This is a genomic window from Humibacillus xanthopallidus, assembly GCF_006716675.1.
Taxonomy (GTDB): Bacteria; Actinomycetota; Actinomycetes; order Actinomycetales; family Dermatophilaceae; genus Humibacillus; species Humibacillus xanthopallidus_B.
In genome coordinates, this window is sequence record NZ_VFPM01000002.1 from 470,990 (window position 1) to 492,904 (window position 21,915).

22 protein-coding genes are annotated in these 21,915 nt (G+C 72.6%); 11 read left to right on the top strand and 11 right to left on the bottom strand.

Annotated features, from left to right (window positions below):
- Positions 1–11: 11 nt before the first annotated feature.
- The 4 genes from FBY41_RS10075 to FBY41_RS10090 form a co-directional block, all read right to left on the bottom strand.
- Entirely contained in the window at positions 12–2,090 is a 2,079-nt protein-coding gene (locus FBY41_RS10075; protein ID WP_141844047.1) for a CHAT domain-containing protein, read from the bottom strand.
- Complete coding sequence (locus FBY41_RS10080; RefSeq protein ID WP_141844049.1) at positions 2,087–3,400, bottom strand: CHAT domain-containing protein; 1,314 nt, start codon at positions 3,398–3,400, stop codon at positions 2,087–2,089. Before FBY41_RS10080 ends, FBY41_RS10075 begins: the two co-directional genes overlap by 4 nt.
- A gap of 139 nt (positions 3,401–3,539) precedes the next feature.
- Complete coding sequence (locus FBY41_RS10085; protein WP_141844052.1) at positions 3,540–4,988, bottom strand: alanine--tRNA ligase-related protein; 1,449 nt, start codon at positions 4,986–4,988, stop codon at positions 3,540–3,542.
- 51 nt (positions 4,989–5,039) lie between these two features.
- Positions 5,040–6,365, bottom strand: a complete 1,326-nt coding sequence (locus FBY41_RS10090) for a flavin-containing monooxygenase (RefSeq protein ID WP_185749010.1) — start codon at positions 6,363–6,365, stop codon at positions 5,040–5,042.
- 31 nt (positions 6,366–6,396) lie between these two features.
- On the opposite strand from FBY41_RS10090, the gene FBY41_RS10095 reads away from it, so the two are divergent.
- The 3 genes from FBY41_RS10095 to FBY41_RS10105 all read left to right on the top strand — a co-directional run bounded on the left by FBY41_RS10095 (position 6,397) and on the right by FBY41_RS10105 (position 9,044).
- On the top strand, positions 6,397–8,136 hold the full coding sequence (locus tag FBY41_RS10095; RefSeq protein ID WP_185749011.1) for an alpha/beta hydrolase: 1,740 nt from the start codon (positions 6,397–6,399) through the stop codon (positions 8,134–8,136).
- A 198-nt stretch (positions 8,137–8,334) separates the two neighbouring features.
- Entirely contained in the window at positions 8,335–8,700 is a 366-nt protein-coding gene (locus FBY41_RS10100; protein WP_141844058.1) for a YidH family protein, read from the top strand.
- Positions 8,697–9,044: a DUF202 domain-containing protein gene (locus FBY41_RS10105; RefSeq protein ID WP_141844060.1), complete on the top strand. Its 348-nt coding sequence runs from the start codon at positions 8,697–8,699 to the stop codon at positions 9,042–9,044. Before FBY41_RS10100 ends, FBY41_RS10105 begins: the two co-directional genes overlap by 4 nt.
- On the opposite strand, the gene FBY41_RS10110 is transcribed toward FBY41_RS10105, so the two are convergent.
- The gene (locus FBY41_RS10110) at positions 8,951–9,649 is read right to left on the bottom strand and encodes a hypothetical protein (protein ID WP_141844062.1); all 699 of its coding nucleotides are present in this window, start codon (positions 9,647–9,649) and stop codon (positions 8,951–8,953) included. The two genes, FBY41_RS10105 and FBY41_RS10110, sit on opposite strands and share 94 nt — an antisense overlap.
- A 191-nt stretch (positions 9,650–9,840) precedes the next feature.
- On the opposite strand from FBY41_RS10110, the gene FBY41_RS10115 reads away from it, so the two are divergent.
- From FBY41_RS10115 to FBY41_RS10130, 4 genes are read left to right on the top strand one after another with little or no spacing between them, the layout of a single operon-like run.
- A complete protein-coding gene (locus FBY41_RS10115) occupies positions 9,841–10,188 on the top strand; it encodes a lycopene cyclase domain-containing protein (RefSeq protein WP_141844064.1) in 348 nt (115 codons plus the stop codon).
- Positions 10,181–10,555: a lycopene cyclase domain-containing protein gene (locus tag FBY41_RS10120; protein ID WP_141844067.1), complete on the top strand. Its 375-nt coding sequence runs from the start codon at positions 10,181–10,183 to the stop codon at positions 10,553–10,555. The genes FBY41_RS10115 and FBY41_RS10120 overlap by 8 nt, the downstream gene beginning before the upstream one ends.
- On the top strand, positions 10,537–11,379 hold the full coding sequence (locus FBY41_RS10125; RefSeq protein ID WP_141844069.1) for a class I SAM-dependent methyltransferase: 843 nt from the start codon (positions 10,537–10,539) through the stop codon (positions 11,377–11,379). Before FBY41_RS10120 ends, FBY41_RS10125 begins: the two co-directional genes overlap by 19 nt.
- Entirely contained in the window at positions 11,376–12,968 is a 1,593-nt protein-coding gene (locus FBY41_RS10130; protein WP_141844072.1) for an FAD-dependent oxidoreductase, read from the top strand. Before FBY41_RS10125 ends, FBY41_RS10130 begins: the two co-directional genes overlap by 4 nt.
- A gap of 162 nt (positions 12,969–13,130) precedes the next feature.
- Here the strand turns inward: FBY41_RS10130 and FBY41_RS10135 are convergent, their stop codons facing one another.
- The 5 genes from FBY41_RS10135 to idi form a co-directional block, all read right to left on the bottom strand.
- On the bottom strand, positions 13,131–14,171 hold the full coding sequence (locus tag FBY41_RS10135) for a DUF5914 domain-containing protein (protein ID WP_141844074.1): 1,041 nt from the start codon (positions 14,169–14,171) through the stop codon (positions 13,131–13,133).
- The gene (locus tag FBY41_RS10140; RefSeq protein ID WP_260439682.1) at positions 14,168–15,073 is read right to left on the bottom strand and encodes a phytoene/squalene synthase family protein; all 906 of its coding nucleotides are present in this window, start codon (positions 15,071–15,073) and stop codon (positions 14,168–14,170) included. The genes FBY41_RS10135 and FBY41_RS10140 overlap by 4 nt, the downstream gene beginning before the upstream one ends.
- Positions 15,070–16,635, bottom strand: a complete 1,566-nt coding sequence (locus FBY41_RS10145) for a phytoene desaturase family protein (protein WP_141844076.1) — start codon at positions 16,633–16,635, stop codon at positions 15,070–15,072. Before FBY41_RS10145 ends, FBY41_RS10140 begins: the two co-directional genes overlap by 4 nt.
- Positions 16,632–17,777, bottom strand: a complete 1,146-nt coding sequence (locus FBY41_RS10150) for a polyprenyl synthetase family protein (RefSeq protein WP_185749012.1) — start codon at positions 17,775–17,777, stop codon at positions 16,632–16,634. The genes FBY41_RS10145 and FBY41_RS10150 overlap by 4 nt, the downstream gene beginning before the upstream one ends.
- Before the next feature lie 103 nt (positions 17,778–17,880).
- Complete coding sequence (idi, locus tag FBY41_RS10155; protein ID WP_221629253.1) at positions 17,881–18,522, bottom strand: isopentenyl-diphosphate Delta-isomerase; 642 nt, start codon at positions 18,520–18,522, stop codon at positions 17,881–17,883.
- 136 nt (positions 18,523–18,658) lie between these two features.
- Between idi and FBY41_RS23410 the strand changes: the two genes are divergently transcribed.
- The 4 genes from FBY41_RS23410 (at position 18,659) to FBY41_RS10170 (ending at position 21,243) form a co-directional block, all read left to right on the top strand.
- Positions 18,659–19,078, top strand: a complete 420-nt coding sequence (locus FBY41_RS23410) for an SRPBCC family protein (protein ID WP_185749013.1) — start codon at positions 18,659–18,661, stop codon at positions 19,076–19,078.
- Positions 19,075–19,647, top strand: coding sequence for a TetR/AcrR family transcriptional regulator (locus tag FBY41_RS23415; RefSeq protein ID WP_185749014.1), 573 nt, complete (start codon positions 19,075–19,077; stop codon positions 19,645–19,647). The genes FBY41_RS23410 and FBY41_RS23415 overlap by 4 nt, the downstream gene beginning before the upstream one ends.
- A 30-nt stretch (positions 19,648–19,677) precedes the next feature.
- Positions 19,678–20,274 (top strand): Dps family protein, encoded by a 597-nt coding sequence (locus tag FBY41_RS10165; protein ID WP_141844083.1) that lies wholly within the window; start codon positions 19,678–19,680, stop codon positions 20,272–20,274.
- Between the two features lie 66 nt (positions 20,275–20,340).
- Complete coding sequence (locus tag FBY41_RS10170) at positions 20,341–21,243, top strand: SDR family oxidoreductase (protein WP_141844086.1); 903 nt, start codon at positions 20,341–20,343, stop codon at positions 21,241–21,243.
- Positions 21,244–21,385: 142 nt separating this feature from the next.
- On the opposite strand, the gene FBY41_RS10175 is transcribed toward FBY41_RS10170, so the two are convergent.
- Entirely contained in the window at positions 21,386–21,886 is a 501-nt protein-coding gene (locus FBY41_RS10175; protein ID WP_141844088.1) for a hypothetical protein, read from the bottom strand.
- Between the last annotated feature and the right edge of the window lie 29 nt (positions 21,887–21,915).

Consider the following 21,915-nt stretch of genomic DNA (forward strand, 5'->3'; position numbering starts at 1 on the left):
CCGGTCGTGTCCTAGGTCAGCCCTCCCGATGCCGCGAGCAGCGACGACGGGTCGCCGTACAGGGCGTAGGCCGCCCACGTCGTGCGGTCCTGCTGGCGGTCGTGGCTCATGACGCGCGCCCGGCGCAGCGCCTCGCCGACGCGCTGGCGCTTCTCGATGAGCTGTCGGTAGAACTCGACGGCCAGGTCGGCGGCCGTGTCGTCGAAGACCGGCCAGAGGGAGCCGACGCAGGCCTGGGCTCCGCCGTAGACGAACGCGGATGCCAGCCCTTGGGCCTGGGCGACGGTTCCGCCGGTGGAGCGTCCCTGCGCCTGGGGCGCGGACTTGCTCGACTCGCAGGCGTTGAGGAAGACGACGGGATGGCCCTCGAGGAGGCGCTGGACGCGCTCGGCGCGGAAGTGCTCGCCGGTCGAGAGCAGCAGGTAGCTGAGCTCCGGGCGCCCGGCATCGAAGCCGGCGTGCCCGGCGTAGTGGATGAGGTCGTAGTCGCCGAGGCTCAGCTCGTCGGTCAACCGGCTGGCCGTGACGTCGGACCCGGTGAGCTTGGTGACGATCGGCGCCGGCGACATCTCGGCGAGACGGGCCTCGATGTCGTTGATCTCCTTCTCGGCCTGCTGGAGCGGCTCACCGTGGACCGAGTGGACGAGCAGCACCGTCGTCTTGCGCCGCTCCACCGTCAAGGCGGCGTCGCGCGTACGCCGCGGGAAAGTCTGCTGAGCCGGCATACGAGCGAATGTCCTTTTGAGACACAGGAACTCGGTGCCGTCGTGCAGCAGCTCCCAGGGGAGCTCGGGGTTGTTGGACGTGATGGTGAGAGGGAACTCGTCCGTCTCGTCGATGATTCTCTGCATCGCGTCCGGGATGAGCAGGCTGTACATCCGTCGGCCGATGCGCTCGAGCCGTCCCGCGGTGTCGAGCTGGTCGAGGTGGTCGGTCGAGATGGCGCGGACGGGTGCCGCCCGCCGCACCGCCGGTGCCCCGACAGGGGCCGCGAGGCCCGCGGGAGCCGCGGGAGCCGCGGGGGCCTCGGGCGCCGCGGGGCCCTCCTGAGCCACCGGTGACGCCTGCACCGGGGCGTTGGTCGCGGCCGCCGCCGAGCGGATGCCCTGGATCGAGCTCTCCGCGATCGTGTCGATGGTCTCCCTGAAGAGGTCCTGGTCGGTGAGGAGCACCTCGACGTCGTCGTAGAGGTTGCTCTCCTGGATCGTGCCGAAGTTCGGACGCCGCAGCAGCACCTTGTAGGGCACGCTGAGGTCGACGGTGGCCCCGGAGATGAGGAAGAGCTCGGTCCGCCGGGCCAGCTTGCTGTCGCGCAGCTCGGCGTCGCGGACCTTGCGCTCCAGCTCCGCGGTGTACGTCTCGAACTTCGCCGCGTCGACGTCGACCTGGTCGGGATCGACCTCGTCGGGGTGGCCGCGGGGCAGGGTGAGGCCCTTCTCGGCGAGCCGGCGCTTGGCGTGCTGGACGGCCACGGCCGCGGTGTCGTAGCGGCCCGACCTGAAGTCGAGGTCGCTCGTGCGGAACTTGCCCACGACGTCGAGGGCGAGCTCGGCCTCGGACTCGGCGTCGTCGTAGCGCAGCTCGCTCGCCCGCTCCACGACGTGGTGGAGTCGCTCGAAGTTGAGCTGGAGGCTCCGGTACTCCTCGGTGATGGACGCCGTGACGGTGTCGAGGGCGGCCTTGCGGGCGCGCAGCTGCTGCCGGGACGAGCGCGCGACGGTCCACTCGGGCTCGGCGAGCAGCCCCTCGAGGGTCGTCATGCAGGAGCGGCGATGACCGGCCGCGCCGGAGGCCATGCGGGCGATCTGGTCGTCCGCACGGGTGATGAGTGCCACGAGCGTGGTGATGAGCTCCTGCTCCCCGACCACCGACGTGAGGCGGGTCTGGGCCATCGCCTCCGTCAGCGTGCGCAGGTCCTCGACGAGCGCCCGGCAGTCGTTGAGCTGCCGGGTGGCCTCGGCGAGGCGGGCGACGGAGAGCGGCGCGGTGCGTGTGGACGCGGTATGCGTGGGGCGCGGGTCGTGTGACCGCGGGGATCCCGCCCCGCGGCTCACCGGCTGCTGGGCAGCAGTGTCGGCGGCCCGCTTCACCGGGTCACCCCGGCCGGGGTGCCGTGCGCGGCGGCCAGCTCCTCGAGCTGCTGACGGACGAAGGCGGGGGTGTCTGCCTCCCCGACCGGGTCCCACTGCTCGCGCAGTGCTCGCAGGTTGGCCTGGCGGATGGTGCTCTCGAGCAGGCGCACCCGGTCCTCGGGGCTCTGCGCGTCGGGCACGTCGGGGACGGCGGGCAGGGTGACCGAGTCCCCCGGTGACGTGGCCAGCACGAGCGCCCGGTCGGCGTGCTGGAAGAGAACGGGCTGGGCCCACTCGTCCCCGAGGGACGAGGCGAACGCGACCTGCTGGGCCCGTCCCGACGCCACCGCCTGGGCCGTGGTCGCCCCGGAGGCGAGGGCCGAGTAGAGACCTCCGAGGAAGGCGAGGCAGCTCGCGTCGCTGATGGCGGCGCGAATGCCGATCACGGCGTGCACGCTCGGGGCGATCTGGGCGGCGAGCTGGTCGCTGTCGCACGCGGCGAGCACGAGGAGCCTCAGGGTGGAGCCGCGAAGGATCTTCGACAGGGTCCGGCCGGACACCACCTCGGGCCGGTCGGCCGTCCCGATGACGAGGTCCTGCCATCCCTGCCGGGCCCGCTGGCCGGTCCCCAGCACGTGGACGACGTGCACGTCGTCACGCTGGAGCGCCTGTGTCAGCTGGCTCGCTCGGACGTCCGGGAACGTGACGAGGTCGGCTGCGGGGAAGGCCTCCTCGATGAGGTGCGGGTCGTTCGTCTGGTCGACGCCGTAGAACGAGGAGGTGAGGGCGAGGATCCGCAGCTGCGCGGGCTCGAGCGGCTCGACGGCCGCGCCCTCGTGGTCGGCAGCGTCCGAGTGCGGCTCGTGGCGCTCGCGGATGACGGACCACCCCTCCGACATGCCGACGTACTGCGACCCGGAGGCGAGCGTCGGGTCGGCGATCAGCTCCCACGGAAGGGCGTGGACGGCATACGACGTGCTCCGGATGATGATGTGCAGCGCCCCCTGCTCGCGACCCCGCTCGACGGCCTGCGCCCAGCACCGGCTGAGGGCGCCGGAGAAGAGGGCGCTGAAGAGCTGGGCGCCGACCTTGGGACGGTTCGGCTCGGGCGCGAAGGTCTTGGTGGTCGGCGTGCGGGTGCCGAGTGTGCGCCACTCCGGGCTCAGCACGAACGAACCCGTCGCGACCACCGCGCCGTCATCGACGTGCGCGGTCACGTCGTGCCGGTCGGGGTCGCCCTCGCTCGGCTCGATCGTCACGACGAGGCGCGCCGGCTCCGGCCGCCCCGGCGTGACGTACTCGGACACGTCGTTCTTGAACAGGGCCATGTCACTTCTCCCACTGCCTCCGCCAGTTCCAGTGTGGTCCGGCGAAGACCCGCACCGCAGCCGAACTGCCGATCACCTGTGAGAGGGCGACGATCGCGGTGCTGATACCGAAGGGTGGCCGAAAGCGGGCCGGGGGCGGTCAGCCCCCCGGCCCCGTGGGCCGCGTCGGCCCCGTGGGCCGCGTCGTCCCCGTCGGCCCCGAGGGTCGCGTGCCGCGGGAACGCGCTCGCTGGGCGGCCATCTCCTCGTCGAACTCCGCCCGCCACGTCGGGCTCAGGGTGATCCCGAGGCGCGCCGCCTCCTCGGTGCTCAGCTCGACGGGAAAGCCGAAGGTGTCGTAGAGGACGAAGAGGTCGGCGCCTGTCGCGCCCTCGTGCAGGTGGCCGTGCAGCTGCGCGAGGCCCTTGCGCAGGGTCCGGCGGAAGGCGCGCTCCTCCGCGGAGAGCAGGGCGATGACGTCGTCGGTGTGCGCGGCCACCTCGGGGTAGTCGGTCGCGTAGATGCCCGCGATCGCCGGGATGATCTCGGGGAAGAAGCTGTCCTCGAGGCCCAGGGCGAAGGCGTGGCGCACGGCTCGCCGCACGAGCCGGCGCAGCACGTAGCCCTGGGCCTTGTTGCTCGGCCGCACCCCGTCGACGGCGAGGAAGGTGGCGCCGCGCAGGTGGTCGGCGATGACGCGCATGGCGTGGGTCTCGTCGTCGTAGCTGCGGCCGGAGAGCGCCTCGAGCCGCTCGACGATCGGCCAGAGCAGCCCGATGCGGAAGACGTCGGAGGAATCGAGCGCCGCGGCGGCGATGCGCTCGAGCCCGCCGCCGTAGTCGACGTTGCGACGGGGGAGTGTCTCGAAGCCGGTCTCGGTGCGGCGGTACTCCATGAACACGGAGTTGCCGAGCTCGATGAAGCGGCCGCAGTCGCAGTTCGGGTGGCAGTGGGCGCCGTAGGCCGGGTCGTGCTCGACGTGCGGGAAGAGGTAGAACACCTCGGAGTCGGGGCCACCGGGCTCCCCGACCGGCATCTGCTCCGCACCGCCGGACCGCGTCCACCAGTTGCTCGCGCCGTAGAAGACGATGCGCGCCTCGCCCGTGCCGACCGAGGCGGCGTGCTCGTCGGTGCCGACGTCGATCTGACCGGCCGTGAGGCCGGCCGCCTCGAAGAGCCCCGTCCAGATGGTGGCCGTCTCCTCGTCCTTCGGGATGCCGTGGGCCGGGTCCCCGCTGAAGCAGGAGACGTAGAGGCGGGCGGGGTCCAGCCCGACCTTCTCGGTGAGGAAGGTCCAGAACTGCGGGATCTGCACGTCCTTGAAGTAGTCGCCGAGGCTCCAGCTGCCGAGCATCTCGAAGAAGGTCGTGTGCCGGTTGTCGCCGACCTCCTCGATGTCCTGCACGCGCAGGCAGGTCTGGCTGTCGGCCAGGCGCTTCCCCGCCGGGTGGTCGGCGCCGAGGAGGTAGGGGAGCAGCGGCTGCATGCCGCTGCCCGTGAAGAGGGTCGTCGGGTCGTTCTCGGGAGTCAGCCGCGCACGAGGGATGACGGTGTGACCCCGCTCGACGAGGAAGCCGAGGAAGGCCCGGCGGATCTCGTCGGCGTCCATGGGCCGATTCCACACCCGGGCCCGCCGGCTGTCGAGGCAGTTTGCCCCCCGTCACACCTGTGACGCGATGCGGGCCGCGGTCGCGGTCGCGTCGTCGCCCACTCCGAAGAGCAGTGACGACCGCCGCCGGCGCAGGAAGTGCACGCCCACGAAGTGCAGGCCCGGCGCGACGGTGCTCTCGCCGTCGTCGTGCACCGGGAAGCCCTGCTCGTCGACGATGCCCGGCACGTCGATCCACTCCGCGTAGCGCGACCGGAAGCCGCACGCGACGACGACCGCACCGAAGCCGTGGAGGTCGAGCTCGGTCGGGGCGTCGGTCGCGAGCGCTGTCGGCGGTGGGATCTCGGGCAGCGGCCGCCCCTCACGGGCGCAGGCGCGCGCCACCGCGCCGCTCACGAGCCGGAAGCCCGCGTCGCCCGCAGCGATCGTCTCCGTGAGGTCGGGCTTGAGGTATGCCGTCCGGTCGGCCACTCCCGCAAGGTGACCCGTGAGCCGCACCCCGAGTGCCGCGAGGGTGCGGTAGTGCAGGTCGTGACCGCCGCGGGCGCCGCTCGCCTGCACGTTCGCACCGTGCCGCGCGGCCGGGCTCGCGAGCTCGTGGGGCCGCTGCTCGAAGAAGCCGGCGGAGATGAGCCAGTCGAAGAGGTCGCGGTCCTCGAGGCGCCGGTAGAACCACGGCGCCCTGCCGCACGCCATGACGACGTCACGGCCGGCAAGGGCGAGCTCCTCGGCGATCTGGCAGGCGCTCTGGCCGCTTCCCACGACGAGGACCGACCCGTCGGGAAGGCCCGCCGGGTTGCGGTAGGTCGCGACGTCGAGGACCGCGATGTCGGGCGACAGCCCGGTGAGGACCGCCGGCCTCAGGGGCTGCTGGTAGGCACCCGTCGCGATGACGGCGGCCCGGCTGCGGATGGTGCCGCCGTCGGTGTCGAGGCGATAGCCCCGCTTGCCCCGCCCGCCCCGGCCGGTGGGGTGGCTGGGGTCGGCGGGGTCCCCGAAGGGGGTGAGCCGGTGCACCGGGGTGCCGGTGCGGACCTCGGCACCCAGCCGGCCGGCATACCGCTGGAGGTGGTCGGCGATCTCGGTGCGCGTCATGAAGCCGTCCGGGTCGTCGCCGCGGTAGTGCGCGCCCGGGAGGGTGACGGTGTGGTTCGGCCCGACGAGCGTGAAGCTGTCCCACCGGCCGAGCCACGAGGAACCGGGCGTGGTGGCCTCGAGCACCACGTGCTCGACGCCGCGTGCGGACAGCTCGTGGCTGGTCGCGAGACCCGCCTGGCCGCCCCCCACGACGACGACGTCGATGTCTTCCGCCATGAGGACACGGTGCCACGGCAGGTGCTCGCGCGTGCGGTGTTGCTGTGGGAGCGTGTCCTTCACAGTCGGACCCTTCCAGCCGAGACGAGCGAGCATGGCCCAGACGACGGATGCCGCGGAACCGGTCGCGGCCCACACCCTCAGCCCGGACGAGGGGGACGGCGCGCCGCCACCACCCGAGGAGCAGACGCCTCGCCGCGGACGGCTTCGGAGCCTGCTGCATGCGACCCTGCCGGGCTGCTGGGGCGCCGTGCTCTTCGCCGCGCTGTCGTTCACGCCCTCGCTGCTCCCGAGGGGCGGCTTCATCCAAGGACTCGTCTGCGGCATCACCGCCTCCATCGGCTACGGCCTCGGTGTGCTCGCTGCGTGGCTGTGGCGTGCCTTCGCCGACCGCGAGCCGCGTGAGCCCAAACCGTCGTCGTGGCGGATCCTGCTCCTCGGTGGGGGTCTGCTGCTCGTCGTCGCCTTCGGGCTCGGGCAGTACTGGCAGGCCGAGATCAGGGCCCTCATGGGGGTGACGGACCACAATCTCGCGCTCGTGGCCCTCTCGCCCTTCGTCGCGGTCTTCTTTTTCGCGCTCTTCGTCCTCACCGGTCGCGGCATCCGCCGTGTCTATCGCTGGGTGGCCGAGCTGCTGAGCCGGCGCTTCGGCAAGCGCGCCGCGCACGCCACCGGCTGGGTGCTCGTCACCGCGACCGTCTACCTCGTCGTCAGTGGCGTCCTGCTCGACGGGCTCGTGAGCGCCATGGACGAGGCGTTCTCGGTGCGCAACACGATCACCGAGGAGGGTGTCGTGCAGCCGACGACGAGCCTTCGCTCCGGCGGGCCGGGCTCGGTGGTGCCGTGGGACACCCTGGGCCGTGAGGGCCGCACCTTCGCCGCATCCGGCCCCACCGCGAGCGAGATCACCGCTGTCGTCGGTCAGCCGGCCAAGGAGCCCATCCGCGCGTATGCCGGCCTCGACTCCGGTGACGACGCGGAGGCCCGGGCAGCGCTCGCGGTCGAGGACCTCACGCGGGCAGGCGGATTCGAGCGCGCGAACCTGCTCGTCGTGACGACGACCGGCAGCGGCTGGGTCGACCCCGCGCTCGTTGCCCCCTTCGAGTACCTCACCGACGGCGATGCCGCCACGGTGTCGATGCAGTACTCCTACCTGCCCTCGTGGCTCTCCTTCCTCGTCGACCAGACGAAGGCCCGCGAGGCCGGTCGCGCCCTCTTCGACGCCGTCTACGACCGGTGGTCGAAGCTGCCCCAGGACACGCGGCCACGGCTCCTCATCGCCGGAGAGAGCCTCGGCACGTTCGGCGGCGAGACCGCCTTCAGCGGTGAGTACGACCTGCGCAACCGCACGGCCGGGACCGTCTTCGCCGGGCCGCCCAACTTCAACACGCTCTTCCGCGACTTCAGCGACCACCGCGAGCCCGGCAGCCCCGAGATCGAGCCGGTCTACAAGAACGGCCGGACGGTGCGGTTCGCGACCGATGCCGCCTCCTCGATCCCGCCCGCGGGCCAGCCGTGGGACGGCACGCGGGTCATCTACCTCATGCACCCCTCCGACCCGATCGTCTGGTGGAGCCCGAACCTCATGCTCACCGAGCCCGACTGGATCGGCGAGCCGCCCGGGCGCGACGTGCTCGAGGGGATGGTCTGGATGCCCTTCATCACCTTCTGGCAGGTCACCGCCGACCTCCCCTTCTCGACGGGGGTGCCCGCCGGGCACGGGCACAAGTACACGACGGAGTACGTCGACGCCTGGAACGCCGTCATGCGTCCGGCAGGCATCAGCGCCGAGCAGCTCGCCCAGATCAAGGCCGCGACGGCTGCCCTCGGGTGACGGTGGCGGGTCTCCGTGACGTCCGGATGAGGGCGGGTGGGCGGCACACCCCGGTCGTCGGCGTCCGTGATGGCTGGGCCGCGAGGTGGCACAGTGTGAGCGTCGCGCGTCACGGTGGCAGCCGGGCCACGCCGCCGGCCGGGCACATCCGAGTAGCCGGACACCGGATCCGCCTCACGCCGAAGGGAGTTCCCGCCCATGACCAGCGAGGAGCGTCGCTTCCCCCGATCCGTCTACGAGCACGGGGAGGATCCCGACCCCCGCTTCAGCCTGGCCAACGAGCGCACCTTCCTCGCCTGGGTGCGCACCTCGCTCGCCTTCGTCGCCGCTGGCCTCGCGGTGGAGGCCCTCCAGCTGCCGGTCTCGGCACCGCTCCGTCTCGTCATCTCGCTCATGCTCATCCTCGCGGGCCTGGCTGCGGCCGTGCAGGCGTGGTTCGGGTGGACCCGCACCGAGCGGGCGATGCGGCGCGTCGGGGTCCTGCCCTCGTCGGGCCTCAAGCTGCCGATCGTCGTCATCCTCGGCATCGTGTGCGTCGCGGTGGTGCTGGGGCTGCTGGTGTGAGCCAGCCGAGCGGGCCGGGTCTCGCGGAGGAGCGCACCGCCTTCGCGTGGCGGCGGACGGCCGTCAGCGTCGCGGTCGGTGCGCTTCTCTGCCTCAAGGTCCTCCCCCCGGTGCTCGGGCCGCCGGGGTGGGCGCTCGCGGCGCTCGGCTTCGTGTGGAGCGCCGACCTCGCCCGGATCGGCCGGCGGCGCCACGTTGAGGCGCGGGCCTCGACGCGTGCGGGCGCGAGCGTGCCGCTCGGCGGCGGGGGCTATGTCCTGCGCACCGCCGTGGTGACCGTCGCCGTCGGGGTCACCGCGACGGTGGCAGCCGTCGTCATCTCCGTGCGGGCAGCGGGCGGCTGAACCGACCTCGGGTCACGCCGGCTCTGCTGGTCGTCGCCCGAGCCGAGCAGCCGCTCGATGTCGGCGACGGCACGGCGCCAGGTGACCTCCGTCGGCGCCACCGGTGCGATCGGGGTGAACGGGGTGGGCGGCGCGGACGGGGTGGTCGGCTCTGACTGCTCGGACGGTCCGCGGTCGAAGAGAAGGTCGGCGGCCTCGAACGCGGCGCCTGCCCGGAGCAGGTCGGCGGCCCGCCAGCTGGCGAGGAGGCGGGGCAGGATCGTGCGCTCCTGGGCGCGAGCGTGCTGGACCACGGCCTCCTCGAGCGCGGCCGCGCAGCGACAGATCGCCGCCTCCTCGAGTGGCGGGGCGGCCGCGAGCCCGAGGGCGAGCTCCAGGAGGAGACCGTTGCGAGGGACGACGCGCTGGACGTCGGCGGAGGGCTCGCGACTGAGGCCCAGCTGCTCCGCGACCGTGTGCAGGACGACGTAGTGCGAGAGCCACCGGGACGCTGCCGCGCGCTCGGCACCGGTCGTCTGGGCGACCTCGCAGACGAGGCCGCGCATCCTGGTGTGCTGGCGGGCGACGACGCGCACGACGTCGGCAACCGCTGCCCGGGGCTGCATGACCCACCTCCTCGACCTCGCCGTCGGGGGCCGGAATGCGGACCCGCACCACCCCCATGACGGACGACGTACCCGCAGCGGCGGCGTTCAGACAGGCCGCCGCCGCATCGAGGCCGGCCGCAACGTAGGGTGGTGCTCGCAGCCCTCCGGGCCGCACCGACCCCGACGACCGGTCATCGTGGAGGAACGGCGTGGATCGCTACCAGTACCTGCTCCTCATGGCGGCCTGCATTGCGATCACGCTGCCATTGGAGTTCGTCCTCGGCGCGCGGGTCTACCGCAGGCCGGCCCTGCTCGTGACGGCGATGGTGCCCGTGGTGGTCGCCTTCTCGGTGTGGGACATCGTCGGCATCTGGCGTGGTCACTGGTCCTACAACCCGCTCTACGTCACCGGCATCGAGCTGCCGCTGCGGATGCCGCTCGAGGAGCTCGTCTTCTTCCTCGTCATCCCGATCTGCGGGCTGCTGACCTACGAGGCGGTGGGGCAGGTGCTGCGCCTCGTGCGCCGCCTGCGCTCGGGCTCGGACGTCCATGCCTGAGTACACCGTGCTCGCCGTCGTGGCGGTCGTCGCCACGGTCGTGCTCGAGCGATGGTCGGGCACGCGGGTCTTCGCCACGCTCCAGTTCTGGCTGGCCATGGCGATCGTCTTCGCCTTCCAGATGATCGTCGACGGCTGGCTGACGAAGCTGAGCGCGCCGATCGTCATCTACAACCCGGAGCACCACCTGGGCCTTCGCTGGCCGTGGGACGTGCCGGTCGAGGACTACCTCTTCGGCTTCGCGATGGTGGCGGGGACGATCATCCTGTGGGAGCGTGCGAAGCGGCTCCGGCAGACCCCCGCCGAGCACGAGCCGACGGCTGGGCACGATGACGACGAGGAGGACCGTTGGACGCAGGGCAGGTGACGCGCACGGAGGTGCCCGAGGCCTTCGACGAGGTGGCAGACCGCTACGACCTCATGGTGGGCATGAGCCCGGGCTACCACGCGCAGCTGAGGGCCTCGGCCGATGCGCTCCTCGACGCCGTCCCCGATGTCGCCGCGCCGCGGGCATCGTCGGCACCGTCGGCACCGGACACATCCTCGCTGTCAGCGACTGCCTCGTTGCGTCTGCTCGATCTCGGTTGCGGCTCGGGCGCCTCGACCCGCGCGCTCGTCGAGTCGGTGCGTCGCCACGCGGCGCCGGGCGCCCGCACGACGGCCCGGCCGGCGGCGGTCCTCGCCGTCGACGGCTCGGCCGGCATGCTCGACGCGGCGCGCAGCAAGGCCTGGCCGTCATGGGTCGCGTTCGCGCAGGGCCGGGCCGAGGACCTCGCCGACCAGTTGGAGCTGGCCGACGCGCGCGCCGCGGGCGGCCTCGACGGGGTGCTCGCGGCATACCTCGTGCGCAACGTGCCGGATCGCGACGCCGTCGTCGCGGCGATCCGCGACGAGCTCCGCCCGGGCGGCGTCGTCGCCCTGCACGACTACTCCGTGCGCGGACGCCCCGTGTCGACGGCGCTGTGGACGGCGATGTGCTGGGGCATCATCATCCCGCTGGGCTGGCTGACCTCACGGCGCACGCGCCTCTACCGCTACCTGTGGCGCAGCGTGCTCGACATGGACTCCACCGCCCAGCTCGAGGAGCGGCTGCGGCGCGCGGGCTTCGTCGACGTGACGACGCTCCACGCGAGCGGCTGGCAGCGCGGCATCGTGCACACGGTGGTCGGTCGCCGGCCGGTCGGCGCATGAGCCCACGCAGCGGCCGCCCCGGCATGTCACGCCTCCCCGGCCGCGCCCGCTGGACGCCCGGCCTCGACCCCCGTGCCGAGCGCCATGCCCCTCGTCCGCCGGCTGCTGCGCCAGACCCGGATCCGTCGCCCGTCGTCGTCGTCGGGGGCGGCATCGCCGGACTCGCTGCTGCGACAGGGCTTTCCGAGCGTGGCGTGCCCGTGGTGCTCGTCGAGCGCGAGGCGACGCTCGGCGGTCGCGTGCGTTCGTGGCCGGTGGAGTCCGATCGCGGGGAGCCGCTCTCGATGAGCCGCGGCTTCCACGCCTTCTTCCGGCAGTACTACAACCTCCGCGCGCTGCTGCGCCGCACCGACCCAGCCCTCGAGCGGCTCGTCGCGGTGCCCGACTACCCGCTGACGCTCGCTGACGGCCCGACCGACTCCTTCGCGCGCATCCCGCGCACGCCTCCCCTCAGCATCGCGGCGTTCGTGGCCCAGAGCCCGAGCTTCCCCGTGAGCGCCCTGCGCAACGTCGACGTCGGCGCCGCGCTCGGGCTGCTCGACGTCGAGTTCCCCGAGACGTATGCCGCCTACGACGGGGTGAGCGCCGCCGACGTGCTCGACCGGCTTCGCTTCCCCGAGCAGGCGCGTCACCTGGCCCTCGAGGTCTTCGCCCGCAGCTTCTTCGCCGACCCGCGCGACTTCTCCGGCGGCGAGCTCGTCGCGATGTTCCACACCTACTTCACCGGCTCCGCCGAGGGGCTGCTCTTCGACGTGCCCGCCGCCGACTACGACAGCGCACTGTGGGCCCCGCTCGGCTCCCACCTCGCGGGTCTCGGGGTCGACGTGCGCACGGGCACGGAGGTGGCTGCCCTCGAGAGCGGGCCGGACGGCATACGGGTGCGGCTCGGCGACGGCTCGACGCTGGCTGCGGGTGGCGTCGTGCTCGCGACCGACCGCGAGCCGCTGCAGCGGATCGTCGCCGGTGCGCCGTGGCTCGGGGACGCGGCGTGGCGTGACGCGCTCGCCCGGCAGCGCATCGCGCCCTCCTTTGCGGTGTGGCGTCAGTGGCTGGATCGGCCCGCGGCACCAGGGAGCCCGCTCTTCCTCGGAACCAGCGGCTACGGTCCGCTCGACAACGTCACCTTCGTCGACCAGATGGAAACGGGAGCGTCGACGTGGGCCGCGCGCACGGGCGGGTGCGTCGTCGAGCTGCACGCGTATGCCGTGCCCGACGGCACCGACGACAGTGACCTGCGCGCCGAGCTGAGTCGCCAGCTGCACCGGCTCCACCCGGAGCTGTCCGGGGCGGCCGTGCTGCACGAGGAGTGGCTGCTCGCCCGCGACTGCCCCCTGGCCGGCACCGACCCCTGGGCGGAGCGGCCGGGCGTCGTCACCCCCGACCCGCGGGTCGTGCTCGCCGGCGACGGCGTGCGCTGCGAGCATCCCGTGGCGCTCATGGAGCGGGCCGCGACGACCGGGTGGATGGCCGCCAACGAGCTGCTCGCCCGGCGGGGCCTGCCCGGCCACGACCTCTGGACGGTGCCCACCCGCGGACGCGGACGAGGCGCCGCCCACGCCGCCCGTCGCCTCCTCGGCGCACACCCCTGACCCGATCGAGAGAGCAGTCCGTCGGCAAGACCGATCGAAAGAGCAGTCCGTCAGCAAGACCGATCGAAAGAGCAGTTCGTCGGCTGCCGCGCGCGTGAGCCGACGTAGGGAGGGCCACCGGCACCCGGTGCCGGTGGCCCTCCCTCGTGGGGCTGGTGGCCGTCAGGTGCCGTAGGACTCGCCGCGGTCGCGCAGCAGCCAGCGACGCTCTGCGTATGCCATGTCGTCCACCCAGAGCTGGCGCGCCGTCGATGCCACCGCGGGGCGGATGAGACGCGCGGCGGCCCGAGCGAGCGCGAAGCCCTGACGGTCGGAGTGCGCGATCGTCGCCTCGGTCATGACGGTGCACGGCCGGCCCGAGCGGTCGTGGCCGATGAGCGTGGCATGGGTCTCGACGACGCTGCCTGCGCCTTCGCCCTCGACGATCGTCATGACGATGGTGCGCGCGTCGGGGCAGGCGAACTCGGCGCGCACCGGGACCCCCCACGTGCGGCTGACGCGGAAGGCGACGTCGACGACGAGGCGGTCGTCGGTCGAGGCGGCGTCGTCGACCGTGAGGTGGCTGAAGGCGTACGGGTGGTACCACGTGCCGTGCCAGGGATCGAGGCGGTTGGCGATGACGTCGGCGGGCTCGCAGACGCCGCGCACGGTGATGACGGTCGCGAACGACTGCTCAACCGGCGGTCGCACCGTGAGCGTCGGTGCGACAGTGGGCGTCTCGCCCTCGGTCGGCAGCTGCACCCAGAGCAGCACCCCGTCGTCGTGGGCCGGGAAGGTGAGCCAGTCGCGCCGCACACCCGGGCCGAGGGCGAGCCCGTGCCAGCGGCAGTAGACCTGGCCGTGCATCACCTCACAGTCCTCGAGCAGTGCGCCGAGGTGCGGGCAGGCGCCGGGCCCGGCGAGCAGGCCACCGTCCTCACCCCGCCAGAGCACGACCTCGCGGTCGTCGACCGTGCGGGTCACCGACCGCGTCGGACCGAGGTCGGAGGAGGCGCCGACGACGTGCCAGCCGCCGGGGTCGCGCTGCTGGGCGTCGAGGAACGAACGCCGGATGCGGGCCGGCCGAGCCTCTCGCCAGGTGCCGGCGAGGCGGTCGCGCGGCTCGGCAGGCATGCGCCGCAAGGGGTTGATCGGCCGGCGAGCAGGATCGGCGGCGCCGCGGCCGGTGTCGGGAGCGGCTCGGAGGAGGGAGCGCAGGCTCATGAGGTGACCACCCCTTGCTTTGTGGGTCCGAGGATGAGGACGCGGGTGCTGAGCGCCGCCTTGTGCCACGTCGGCACTCGCGCGCGTCCGGAGAAGACGTCGTAGTCGCGGGCCTCGATGCGGTCGAGGATGCGGGCATAGAGGGTGCGCGCCGCAGACACGCACCGCGCCGACGACGGAGGGAGCAGCGGTATGCCGCGGTCGGCCTCGACGTAGAGCGCGCGGTTGCGCTCGATCTCGAAGCGCATGAGCTCGCGCCACGCGGCGTCGACCCGCCGCGCGTGCGGGTCGGCACCGAACCGGCGGAGGTCCTCCTGCGGCACGTAGACACGTCCGCGGTCGAGGTCCTCGCCGATGTCGCGCAGGAAGTTCGTCAGCTGGAAGGCCTGACCCAGTGCACGCGCCGGGCCGAGCGCATCGGGGGAGAGCGGGCGCAGGACGGGCAGCATCATCTCGCCGATGACGGCGGCCGAGCCGTCCATGTAGCCGAGGAGGTCGTCCCACGTCTCGTAGGTCGTCTGCGTGAGGTCTTGAGCCATCGCGCCGAAGAAGCGGTCGAAGCACTCGTCGGCGATGCCGCACGTGCGCACGCTGTGCGCCACCGCGGCGATGACGGGGTCCTGCGTCGGTGCGCCCGCGGTCACCTCACGGAAGTGCTCTGCGAAGCGGTGCAGCCGCTCCGTCGTGTCGGCGACCTGGACCGCGCCGGTCGCTCCCGGGGCGTCGACGATGTCGTCGGCGAGGCGGCAGAGGGCATAGACGGCATACACGTGACGACGCCGCTCGCGCGGCAGGAGGATCGTGCCCCAGTAGTAGGTCGTGCCGTGCTGCCGGGTGATCCGCGCGCAGACCCGGTAGCCCTCGGCGACCTGCTCGGTCACGGTGTCGTCGACGGTGCTCACGCCACGCTCCCGCCCCGTCCGCCAGCCGTGTGCGGTGACCCGGCCGCTGCGCCCGTCTGCGCCGCGCCGGTGCGGCCGAGACCGCGACGGGCTGGGGCCGGAAGGTAGTCGTCGACGCGGTCGGCCGCCAGCTTGCCGCTCACGAGCACCATCGGCACCCCGACGCCGGGCACGGTGCCCGATCCGGCGAAGACGAGCCCGGGCACGCGACGCTCGAGGTTGCCCGGCCGGAACGGGCCGGTCTGACCGAAGGTGTGCGCGAGCGCGAAGGGCGTGCCCTGGTGCATGCCGAGGTCGCGCCACTCGAGCGGGGTCATGAGGTGGTCGGTGACGATGTCGGTCGGGTAGCCGAAGGTGTCGAGGAAGTTCGTGAGCCGCTCGGCCATCTGCGGGCGGGTGGTGTCCCAGTCGACGGTGCCGGTGAGGTTGGGCACCGGCTCGAGGACGTAGAGCGTCGAGCAGCCGTCGGGGGCCAGGCTCGGATCCGTGACCGTGGGCACCGTGACGAGCCGTGACGGGTCCGGCATGAGGCTGCGGTCGTCGATGAGGGCCTTGAAGCTGCCGACCCAGTCGTCACCGAAGTGGATGTTGTGGTGGGCGGTGCCGTCGACGGGGAGTCCTCGGGCTCCGACGTGCCACACGACGGCCGAGGGGGAGTAGGTGCCCGAGCGCACTGCGCGTGGGGGCCGCAGCTGGGGCAGCAGCCGGTCGTAGGCCGTGGGCAGGTCGAGGGTGCACACGACGGCGTCGGCGCGCAGCTGCTCGCCGGACTCGAGGGCGACACCGCTCACCGCTCCACGGCGGTCGAGCAGCAGGCGCTCGACCGTTGCTCCGTAGTGCTGCTCGACGCCGGCAGCGGCGGCCGCGGACGCGAGTGCCGCCGGCACGGCGTCCATGCCGCCCTGCGGGAACCACACGCCCTCGATGGAGTCCATGTAGGTGATGACGGCGTAGAGCGCGAGCGCGTCCTCGGGCGACAGCCCGGCATACAGCGCCTGGAACGAGAAGAGACGGTGCAGTCGCTCGTCGTCGAACCACCCGCGCACGACGGGGCCGAGCCGGCGAAAACCACCGAGCCGCAGGAGCGTTGCTGCTGCTCGCGGTGAGGAGGCAAGCCCCAGAGGGGAGTCGAAGTTGTGGTCGATGAAGTGCGGCATCTCGACCTCGTAGAGGCGCTTCAGCCACGCCGCGAAGCGGGGGAACGCCTCTGCGTCCTTGGGGCCGCACGTGCGCGCGATCTCGTCGCGCATCGCCTCGATGCCGTGCCGCACGTGGATCGTCGACCCGTCGGCGTAGACGGCGCGGTAGGCCGGGTCGAGCAGCGTCATGGGCAGCTCGGCCTCGATCGTCGTGCCGACGGCACGCAGCGCGTCGTCGACGAGACCGGGCATCGTCATGACGGTGGGCCCGGTGTCGAAGACGAAGCCCTCCTGCCGGCGACGCAGGCCGCGGCCCCCGGGGAGGTCGTGCCGCTCGACGAGCGTCACCTCGTGGCCCCGACCGGCGAGGTGGCAGGCGGCGGAGAGGCCCGACAGGCCGGCTCCGATGACGATGACGCTCATGCGTCCCTCCAGGCGATCGATCGGGCGAGCGACCGCAGGGCGTCCGCCCCCTTGGGGTCGAGGTCGACGTGGTCGAGTGCGGTGAGGGCGAGCTCGACCTCGCGGGTGATGCGTTGCTCGGCCTGGTCGAGGACCCCGGCATCGAGCATGAGCTGCTGGAGCACACCGACGTCGGAGTCCGTGATGACCGAACGGTGGCCGAGGTAGCGCTCGGCGACGTCGTCGGGCAGGAGACGCCGTGCCTCGGCGAGCAGGACGGTCGCCTTGCCGCGGAGCAGGTCGTCGCCGACGGGCTTGCCGGTGCGGGCCGGGTCGCCCCAGATCCCGAGCACGTCGTCACGCAGGGCGAAGGCCTCGCCGAGGTGCCCCCCGAAGGTCTCGAGCGCGGCGAGGGTGTCGGCCTCGGCCCGCGCGGCGAGGGCTCCGAGCAGGAGTGGCCGTTGCACGGTGTACGCACCTGACTTGAGCCGCGCCACCCGGCGGGCCTGGGCGAGGTCGCGACGGCGGGCGGCGGCGCCGGTGACGTCGAGCAGCTGGCCCTGCACGAGCTCGCGGAGCATGTCGGCCCAGGCACGTTGGAGGGGGGCGTCGAGGCTTGCCGTCAGGACCCAGGACTCCGTGAGAGCGAGGTCGCCGAAGAGGATGGCGATGCTGTCGCCGAAGAGCGCCGGGTCGCCGAGCGCGCCTGCGGCCGTGTGCTCCTCGGCTGCCTCGACATGCGTCGTGGGGCGCCCCCGGCGCGAGTCCGAGCGGTCCATCACGTCGTCGTGCACGAGCGCGAAGAGGTGGACGAGCTCGAGGGCTGCGCACACCGTCACGGTGTCGTCGCGGCCCACGCCTCGGGCGGGACCGCCGGCACTCACCCACCCCCAGTGGCACATGACGGGACGCAGCCGCTTGCCCGTGGCGGGCAGCAGCCAGCCTCTCAGGTGCTCTGGGAGGTCGGTGCGCAGCACGTCGGCAGCCTCAGGGCATCGGGCCCGCCACTGCCGCTCGAGCTCGACGCAGACGCGGTCCAGCACGAGATCCGTGCGACGCAGGGTCTCGTCACAGTCCGGCACGTCGGCCTGCACGTCGCTCGCCCAGCTCGCGACGAGGACCTCGTCGTCGTTGGCGGTCGGGGCGGGCCGATGTGGACTCATGTCGCTCCTGGCTGATCGGCGGTGGGGCATGGGCGAGGCGTCGCGGGCTGTGGGGTGCAGCCGGCGGCGCCTCGGGGCCAGTGGGCTCTCACCTTGGGTCACATCAGCCCCAGCGATCAAGAAGTTGTCCAACGTTGGTGGTGGGAGCAGCCACGAGCGGTGGCCGCAGAGCCGCCGGCAGCAGGTCGGGGGAGGCGTCGGGCCACGTGCGCGGGGCACCGAGGGACTCGAGCTGGGCGACCTGCTCGCGGCACCAGACCGAGACCTCCCGGCCGCCTGCGATGGAGGCGAGGACGTCGTCCCACGGCTCCCAGGCCCATTCCGCGACCTCGACCGGCCGCGGCTGCAGCGGCTGCTCCCGGTCGACGTGCACGGCGAGGACCGGGCACAGCTCGAGCTCGACGACGCCGGCCATCTCGGCGCGGTAGCGAAAGCCCGGCAGTACGAGGCGTGGCTCGCCCACCTCGAGACCCAGCTCGTCGGCGGCGCGCCGCCGGACGGCATACGGCAGCGGCTCACCGGGGGCGGGGTGGCCGCAGAACGAGTTGGTCCACACGCCGGGGAAGGTGCGCTTGTCGTGGGCGCGGCGCGTCACGAGCAGGTTGTCGTCGGCGTCGAAGACGTAGCACGAGAAGCCGAGGTGCAGCGGAGTGTGCAGCCCGTGGACGGTCGCCTTCGGGGCCGTGCCGAGCACGCTCCCGTCCTCGGCGACGAGCACGACCTGCTCGTCCTCGCTGCCCACCACGTGCGCTCCTCGGCTAGAGACATGACTGGTCAACCGGGCGGCGACCTTGGCGCAAGGCTAACCAGAGGCCGCGCCCGCCGCACCACCCACTGCCGAACCGGGCACGCTCGCGTCCCGATCATGTATCATCTGATACATGATCGCCGCCTCATCGATGAGCAGCGCGGCCCCCGAGCGCCTCTGGCTCGTCGTCAGCGAGGTGGAGCGGTGGGGCGAGCGTCTCCCGACGTTCACGTCGGTGCGGGCGCTGGAGCCGTGGCGTGCCGTCGGGGTCGGGTCGCGCTTCGAGGTCAGACAGCCCGGGCTGCCGAGCGCGACCTACGAGATGACGGCCTGGGAGCCCGGCCGCAGCTTCACCTGGGTCGCCCGTTCGCGGGGGGTCGTCACCACCGCGACGCACACGGTCGGCGCCAGCGAGGGTGGGTCGACCGTCGACCTCGCCCTCGACTGGAGCGGTCCCCTCGCTGCGGTGATCCGGCTGCTGCTCGGCCGCAAGTCCCAGCGCATGGTCGAGTCGGAGGCCACGACGATGTGCCAGCTCGCGGAGCGGGAGTGACACGTCCGCGACCGCGAGATGTGCTGCTGGACAAGGCGATCGGCTACTACGCGGCGCACGGAGTCGGTGACACCAGCCTGCGCACGCTCGCTGCGTCCATCGGGACCAGCCAGCGCATGCTCCACTACCACTTCGGCTCGCGCGAGGATCTCCTCGCCGCAGTGATCGAGAGCGTCGTCACCGAGCAGATCGCGACGCTCGACCGCCTCTTCGCCGAGGTCGACGACCCCTTCGAGGCCGGGCGCCGCAACTGGGAGGGGGCGGCCACCACCGCGCAGGCCTTCGGGCCGCTCTTCTTCGAGCTCGCGTCGCACGCCATGCGAGGTCGGCCGTATGCCGTCCGGCTGGGTGAGGTGGTCGTCACCGCGCATGTCGCGGCGTTCCGTCGCGCCTATGCGACGGTGACGGACGACGCGCACGCCGAGGTCCTCGCGCGGCTGACGCTGGCGGTCGGGCACGGCCTGCTGCTCCAGCTGCTCATCGACGGCGACCGCCCGGCGGCGGATGCGGCGGTCGACGAGCTGACGCAGATGGTGCGGGCCCGGCTGGAGGGCGTGCCGCGTCGGTGAGCGCTGTCCGCCGGTGGGTACGGGCCCTGCATGCCAGACACCTCTCAGTTCACCGTCCCCGGTCTCACGCTCGAGGACGGCCATCGGGTCGGCCAGGCCCTGCAGCTTCGCCTGCACGCCCTCAACGACCTCCAGCTCACCCTCAAGCACGTGCACTGGAACGTCGTCGGACCGCACTTCATCGGCGTGCACGAGATGCTCGACCCGCAGATCGATGCGGTGCGAGCCATGGTCGACACGACGGCCGAGCGCATGGCGACTCTCGGGGTCGCCCCGGTCGGCACTCCTGGCCACCTCGTCGCGAGCCGCTCGTGGGACGACTATGCACTGCTGCGTGACGACACGACCGCGCACCTCGCGGCGCTCGACCTCGTCTACACGGGCGTCATCGAGGACCATCGCTCCGTCATCGGGCTCACGGACGACCTCGACCTCGTCACCCAGGACATGCTCATCGGCCAGGTGGCTCAGCTCGAGCTCTTCCAGTGGTTCGTCCGCGCCCACCTCGAGTCGACGTCGGGCCGCCTGAGCAACGCCGGCGCCACGCGGGAGACCGAGGCCGCCCGCGTGGCGAGCAAGCCCGCACGCAGGACGGCGAAGAAGGCGGTGAAGAAGTCGTCCCGCTGACGACGTCCCGCTGACCACAGGACAGACCCGACCACCTGAACGACCCCACCCACCGGAGGCACCCCGATGTCCGAGATCGCAGACCACGCCGAGGCCCTCGTGCGCCATGACGCCAAGGGCGGCTTCCCGCCCCAGCAGCAGGAACCGCCCGGCCTGACGAGCGCCATGGATCCCGTGCCCGACCACGGGGAGGACACCTACGTCGGGCACGGCAAGCTCGAGGGCCGCAAGGCCCTCATCACCGGTGGCGACTCCGGCATCGGCCGCGCCGTCGCGATCGCCTTCGCGCGGGAGGGCGCCGACGTCGCCATCAGCTACCTTCCCGAGGAGCAGTCCGACGCCGAGGACACCCTGGGTTGGGTGCGGCGGGCCGGCCGCAACGGGGTCCTCGTCCCCGGCGACCTCGTCGAACGCGATACCTGCCAGCAGGTCGTCGCCGACGCGGTCGAGGGTCTCGGGGGTCTCGACATCCTCGTCAACAACGCCGGCTACCACTGGGACCGAGGGCCGTCCGGCATCGAGGGACTCGAGCCCGAGCACGTCGAGCGCGTGCTGCGCACGAACCTCCACGCCGTCATCTGGATCACGCAGGCCGCAGAGCCCCACCTCGCGCCGGGGTCGTCGATCATCATGACGACGTCGATCCAGGCCTACGACCCCTCGCCGTCACTGCTCGACTACGCGGCGACCAAGGCGGCCCTCAACAACCTCACGGTCAACCTCGCTGCATCGCTGGGCCCCAAGGGGATTCGCGTCAACGCCGTCGCTCCCGGCCCCATCTGGACCCCGCTCCAGCCCGCGACCCGGGGCACGGACAAGATCGAGACCTTCGGGGCGGACACGCCGCTGGGGCGCGCCGGTCAGCCGGGTGAGGTCGCGCCCGCATACGTCTTCCTCGCGTCTCCGTCGGACGCGAGCTACGTCTCCGGCACCGTCATCGGGGTCACCGGCGGAGGCGCAGTCTTCTGACCCGGCGTCCACACGATCGACAGAGCAGCTCGTCGGCAGGAGCCGACGAGCTGCTCTGTCGATCGGGGTCATGGGGACGCCGGATACGGCTCTGACGAACGCGTAGCCGGCCGCGCTGATCCACCGGGTCGTCTGCCGCGGCTCAGGCCTGTGTGAGCGCCTTGGCGCTGGCTGCGTGCAGGCGCCCGAGCCGCTCCCGGTGGTCGAGGGCGCGATCACGGAGTCGCCTCAGCTCGGCAGGGTCGGTCAGGGTGGCGTCTGGACCGAGCGCCTCCAGGGTCTCCCAGAGCCGCAGCTTGCCGGTCACGGCCATCGAGAGCGCCTCGAGCTCGACGACGTCGGTCAGCGGGCTGCGCTGGCTGAGGAAGCCGTTGGGCTTGAGGCGCCCCAGCTGCTCCCCGGCGAGGATGGCGAGGCGCTTCACCGGGTCGGGCGTGATGTCGAGACGCTCCATCACCGCGGCGAGGCTGCGCCTGTCCTCCTCGACCTCGGTGTGCAGCCGGCTGAGCTCCGCGCGAACCTGCGGGTCACGGTGGCTCCGTGCCGTGGACCCGAGCCGACGGGCACCAGCGACCGCCCCGGAGTCATGGTCGCGGAGGTAGGTTCGCAGCAGTCGGCGCGCCTCCGCCACCTGGGGCGTCACGCCCGCGCCCCGGCTCGACGCGCCGCCAC